The 1,911-nt window shown below is 29.4% G+C and carries 1 pseudogene; it reads right to left on the reverse strand.

The window, feature by feature from the left end:
• Positions 1-357: 357 nt before the first annotated feature.
• Positions 358-1,601 (reverse strand): annotated as a pseudogene (glyA, locus tag LEQ07_RS19610) (serine hydroxymethyltransferase).
• Positions 1,602-1,911: the final 310 nt, after the last annotated feature.

The following is a 1,911-nucleotide window of genomic DNA, read 5'->3' on the forward strand; positions in this document are numbered from 1 at the left end:
TTTAATTCTTTAAAAAAGAATTTATATAATTAACCTACTGTTTAATTTTCAAAGTTCATTTTTGTTTTGCCCTTTTCTTAAGGACAAGTAATACTATACCACCTTAATTTAACATCGTCAATACTTTTTTTAATTTAATTTTATTTTTTTAATTTTCTCTAAAAAAACTCTAGAATTTCAGTTCTTTACCTACCTACTCCCCTTAATATAAAAAATATAGTATGTAAAAGTTAACGAAGTGTAGATGTAAAATCTGTAGCTACATTTCAAAGCATCTTCTCAGCTTTGTGTCGCAAAGATTTTACATCTACACTTCGTGGTCTATTACTTTACATAATATGTTTTTTTCATCCTATTCTATTCAAATATTTTATATTCATTGTATAAAGGATATTTATTTGTTAAAGCTACCACCTTTTCTCTAGCTTCTTCTTCTTTATTATAAGTTAAACATAAATCTATAGCCTCTGCTATATCTTTCATATCTTCTTCTTTCATACCTCTTGTTGTTACAGCTGGAGTCCCTAATCTTATACCACTAGTAACAAAAGCTCCATTTGGATCAAAAGGTATTGTATTTTTATTAGCTGTTATATACGCTTCATCTAATCTTTTTTCGGCTTCTTTTCCAGTTATATTTTTATTAGTTAAGTCTAATAAAATTAGATGATTATCAGTTCCACCTGTTACTAACTCAAATCCTCTATTCATTAATTCTTCTGCTAATTTCTTAGCATTTTTTATAACTTGAGATTGATATTCTTTAAACTCTGGCTCTAAAGCTTCTTTAAACGCTACAGCTTTAGAAGCTATTATATGTTCTAATGGACCACCTTGAGTTCCTGGGAATATAGCTTTATCTATAGCTTTTGCATATTTTTCTTTACAAAGGATTACTCCTCCTCTAGGCCCTCTTAAAGTTTTATGAGTCGTAGTAGTTACAAAATCAGCGACCTCACATGGGTTTTGATGAAGTCCAGCCGCTACAAGTCCTGCTATGTGAGCCATATCTACCATAAGCATAGCACCTACTTCGTCAGCTATTTCTTTAAACTTTTTAAAATCTATTTCTCTAGGATATGCACTAGCTCCCGCTACTATTAACTTAGGTTTTATTTCATGTGCCTTTGTTCTTATATCATCATAGTCTATTCTTCCATCTTTAAGGTCTACACCATACTCTGTAAATTCAAAATATTGTCCTGATATATTTGCAGGAGACCCATGAGTTAAGTGCCCACCTTGAGATAAATTCATCCCCATAACCTTATCCCCTGGTTTTAATATTGAAAATATACACCCATATTTGCATTAGCCCCAGAATGAGGTTGAACGTTAGCATGTTCTGCCCCAAATATTTTTTTTAATCTTTCAATAGCTAACGTTTCTACTTCATCTATATACTCGCACCCTCCATAATATCTTTTCCCCGGGTACCCTTCTGCATATTTGTTAGTTAAATGGCTTCCCATAGTTTCCATAACTGCCATAGATACTATATTTTCTGATGCTATTAACTCTATATTCCTTTGTTGTCTTTCTAATTCTCGTTGCATACTTTCATAAATCTCTTTATCTGTTCTCTTTAAGTTTTTGAACATTTACCTCATCCCTTCTTTTTATAAATATGTATTATTAAAAGCTAATTTAAATTGGAGAAATCTTAATATTTATATATTCGCTTGTACACTTTTATATACCCAATTTTCATAACTTTACAATAATTAATATTATTTAATTTAAATAGTCCCCTTCTAAATTTCCGTTAAATATTTACCCTAAAATATATTGATAAATTATTTTGTTTTATGTATATTTATACACCAGGTTATAATAAAATGTCAAATTTTTCTGTTAACTTAATAATTCTTTCAATAAAAAATAAAAAAACCGTCTATATGAATCATGATA

The organism is Paraclostridium sp. AKS73 (genome assembly GCF_025671395.1).
GTDB lineage: Bacteria > Bacillota > Clostridia > Peptostreptococcales > Peptostreptococcaceae > Paraclostridium > Paraclostridium benzoelyticum.